The sequence below is a fragment of the Stieleria sedimenti genome (assembly GCF_025060895.1).
Lineage (GTDB): Bacteria > Planctomycetota > Planctomycetia > Pirellulales > Pirellulaceae > Stieleria > Stieleria sedimenti.
Genome location: NZ_JANZKV010000293.1, coordinates 1 through 3186, shown reverse-complemented (window position 1 = coordinate 3186; position 3186 = coordinate 1). Strand labels below are relative to the sequence as shown.

Genomic DNA, 3186 nt, shown 5'->3' with positions numbered 1-3186 from the left:
AAAGCCTGCACACCAACGTTTATACCCGTGCCAATCGCACCTGCCCCCTTTTCCGCGGCTCAGACACTAAGCTATCAGGCGTTGTGTTCTGGAAATGCTGAGTGTCGACGAGAAAACCGCCATGAATTTGCAAGCCCCTTCGACGACGGATTCACGTGCACGTCCGCAGCCGTTTACGTTTTACCCTCCCAACAGCAACCGCTTGGTGATCTGGCTGGTGCAGATGGGGATCCGGTCTTCGATTCGGCGAAAGTTGCGCGTCACCGAGATTGAGATCAGCGACGACGATTTGGAACGATTGCGGCAGCTCAAGGGCGAGCGATGTCTGGTGACTCCCAGCCATTCGGGAGGGTTCGAGCCACACATCATCATGTATTTGTCAAAACTGCTCGGGGACAGTTACAACTACGTCGCGGCGATGGAATTGTTTCAGCAATCGTGGATCAACCGGATGCTGATGCCGCGGATGGGTGTGTACTCGATCATCCGCGGCTCGGTCGATCGCCCCTCGTTCAGCATGACGCGGAAGCTGTTGGCGGCCGGTAAGCGTTGGCTGGTCATCTTTCCCGAAGGCGAGACGGTCTGGCAAAACAGCGTCGTCATGCCGTTTCAACAGGGCGTCTTCCAGCTCGCGTTCAAAGGGTATGAGGACGCGAAGAAGGAAGACGATCAAGCCAGCCTCTACTGTATTCCGATCGCCATCAAGTACGTTTATCTTCGCGACATGCACGACGAAATTGACGCGTCGCTCGCGAGGTTGGAATCAAAGCTGGCAATCGAGGATGGTCCATCGCAGGCGACACGGCATGCGCGTCTCAGGCGGGTCGTCGAAGCGGTCGTCGCGGCGAATGAAAAAACACATGGCGTTCAACCGGCCCCCGACAGCGATCTGAGCGATCGGGCGGAGAATCTAAAGCTGTACGCGATCTGCCAACTGGAACAGCAGTTGGGGATCTCCGCGACCACCAAACAATCTCTGTTGGACCGGATTCGCTCGCTGTTCAACGCCGTCGACAGGATCGTTCACGAGGAACCGAGTGGGTCGGAGTACGAGCAGCAGCTGGCGGTCCAGCGTCAACAACTGGCGCGCAAGTACTACGACGAACTTTGGCAGTTGTTGCAATTTGTCGCGTTGCACGACGGCTACGTCGCAGAATCGATGACGTTCGAGAGGTTTTTAGACGTCTTGTGCTTGTTGGAGATGGAGGTCTGCAAAGAGCGAAAGTTCTGGGGCCCCAGGAAGGCGTGCGTGAAAGTGGGGCAGCCGATCGACTTGAAAGATCACGCGTCGGCCTATGCGGCGGACAAACGGGGAACGGTTCAAGCCGTCACCGGCATGCTCGAAACATCCGTCCGCTCGATGCTCAAGCAGCTTGAGGTGGGCTGCGGTTCGGTGATGGATGACTGAAAACGCCGAGGGCGCTGGACGTGTCGGTATAATCGTGAATTGACAGACACGCACCGGACGAGCGGAGGACAACCAACATGGCGACTGCCAAATGGAACGGAACGATCATTGCCCAGAGCGACGACACGGTCGTGGTGGAAGGGAATCACTATTTCCCGGCCGAAAGCGTCGATGCGTCGCGGTTGCGCTCCAGCGATCACCAGACGACGTGCGGATGGAAAGGCGTCGCTAGTTACAAAAGCATTGAGGTGGACGGCCAGGTCAACGAGAATGCGGCTTGGTACTATCCCGATCCAAAGCCTCAGGCGGAGAACATTCGCGGCCGCTATGCGTTTTGGAAAGGCGTTGTGGTTGATGGAGGCGGCGCAGACCAGACGCCCGACGGGGCCGAGTGCGAGATCAAGTAGTTGATTGATTCAGCGGCAGATCCGGTTGCTCCGACATCGTTTCGCAGATTCGTGATGATGCTTGCGTTGGTGACTGCCGGCGAGGCCGTGTTTTTTCTGCCCTTCGTGTTGCCGCGAATCTTCCGGCCGACGTTGCTGGATGTGTTCGGAATCAGCAACTTGCAGTTGGGGATGGCGTTTTCGATCTACGGCGTCGTTGCGATGCTGGCCTACTTTCCCGGCGGTCCGTTGGCGGATCGTTTCGACGCGCGAAAACTGATGGTGATCGCGCTGGTGGCAACGTCCGTCGGCGGTTTGGTGATGGCCACGATCCCTTCGCCCAACGTGTTGAAGTCTTTATACGGTTTTTGGGGGTTGACCACGATCTTGCTGTTTTGGTCGCCCCTGATTCGGGCGACGCGGCAGTGGGGTGCCGACGGATTATTGGCACGCGCCATGCCGGGACGGGCGTTCGGGATCCTGGACGGGGGCCGCGGCTTGATCGCCGCCGTGATCGCCAGTTTGTCGGTTGGGTTATTTGCCGCATTGATCCCCGCCGACGTGCAGGTGGCAACCTTGGCCGAACGGTCCCAAGCGTTTGGCAAGGTGGTGCTGTTGTTTGCGGCGGTAACCGTTTTCTCTGCAGTCTTACTGTGGTTCGCCTTGCCGCAACGGGTTTCGTCGCCGAGCGGGCGAACGCAACCAGCCCGGGCGGACGCCGGGATCGGGGCGGTGCTGCGAATGCCCGCCGTTTGGTTGCAGGCGATCATCGTTGTCTGCGCGTACGTGGCGTACAAGGGGCTCGATGACGTGTCGCTGTACGCCAAAGAAGTGTTGTTATTCGATGAAGTGCAGGCGGCGAAAATCGGCACGGTGTCGATGTGGATGCGGCCACCGGCGGCTGTTCTCGCCGGGTTGATTGCCGATCGATTTGGCGTTTCCAAATCAACGCTGGTGTGCTTTGCCGCGATTGCCGTGGGAACCGGTTCGCTGGCCGCCGGCTTGCTGCCGCCCGGAGCGATGCTGCTGTTCTTTGCCACGCTGGTTACCACCAGTGCCGCCGTATTCGCGCTTCGCGGGTTGTACTTTGCGCTGATGGAAGAAGGTTGCGTGCCGATGGAACGCACCGGCACGGCGGTCGGAATCGTGTCGGTCATCGGTTACACGCCCGACGTCTTCATGGGGCCGCTGATGGGCTGGCTGCTCGATCGATCGCCGGGCGAGATGGGACATCGACACCTGTTTGCGGCGGTCACGTCGTTCGCCATCACGGGGTTGATCGCAACGGTTGTGTTCCGCTGGCATCAGAAGCTCGGTTCGCCCGGACGGTTGGGCTGAAGGGGCTGAAGCCCAATACCGCTAGGCTAAGATAAGCGGAGGTGCCCGGACGCT

General features: G+C 59.1%; 3 protein-coding genes. All 3 read left to right on the top strand.

Annotated features, from left to right (window positions below; all coding sequences use genetic code 11):
- Positions 1-121 precede the first annotated feature (121 nt).
- The 3 genes from NZK35_RS30805 to NZK35_RS30795 all read left to right on the top strand — a co-directional run bounded on the left by NZK35_RS30805 (position 122) and on the right by NZK35_RS30795 (position 3132).
- Positions 122-1408, top strand: coding sequence for a lysophospholipid acyltransferase family protein (locus NZK35_RS30805; RefSeq protein ID WP_259636375.1), 1287 nt, complete (start codon positions 122-124; stop codon positions 1406-1408).
- A gap of 77 nt (positions 1409-1485) precedes the next feature.
- Complete coding sequence (locus tag NZK35_RS30800; protein WP_259636374.1) at positions 1486-1815, top strand: DUF427 domain-containing protein; 330 nt, start codon at positions 1486-1488, stop codon at positions 1813-1815.
- Positions 1816-1869: 54 nt separating this feature from the next.
- Entirely contained in the window at positions 1870-3132 is a 1263-nt protein-coding gene (locus tag NZK35_RS30795) for an MFS transporter (RefSeq protein WP_259636373.1), read from the top strand.
- Positions 3133-3186 lie beyond the last annotated feature (54 nt).